1 protein-coding gene is annotated in these 356 nt (G+C 58.4%); it reads left to right on the top strand.

Annotated features, from left to right (window positions below; genetic code table 11):
* Positions 1-301 (top strand): UbiA family prenyltransferase (locus tag HX773_RS25600; protein ID WP_370463641.1); only part of this gene is annotated, 301 nt, incomplete at its 5' end.
* Positions 302-356: the final 55 nt, after the last annotated feature.

The following is a 356-nucleotide window of genomic DNA, read 5'->3' as shown; positions in this document are numbered from 1 at the left end:
CAAGGCCGATATCCCGATGCTGCCGGTGACCCACGGCGAGCAATACACCAAGGTGCATATCCTGCTGTACACCTTTGCCCTGTTGGCGGTCAGCCTGCTGCCGTTCGTGATCCACATGAGCGGCGTGCTCTACCTGCTCTGCGCCCTGGGCCTCGGCGCGCGCTTCCTGCAATGGGCGTGGGTGCTGTACCGTGGCATCCAGCCGCATGCGGCGATCAACACCTTCAAGTACTCTATCTACTACTTGTTCCTGCTGTTTATCGCGCTGCTCGTCGATCACTACCTATTGTTGAATCTATGACTCGAACCCAGAAAACCGTCTTTATTCTCGTCGCGCTGGTGGCCCTGGTCCTGGG

Source organism: Pantoea sp. B9002, from assembly GCF_013385945.1.
In the GTDB taxonomy this organism is placed as follows: domain Bacteria; phylum Pseudomonadota; class Gammaproteobacteria; order Enterobacterales; family Enterobacteriaceae; genus Pantoea.
Note: the sequence above shows the minus strand (reverse complement) of the source record. Positions and strands in the feature narration are given on the sequence as shown.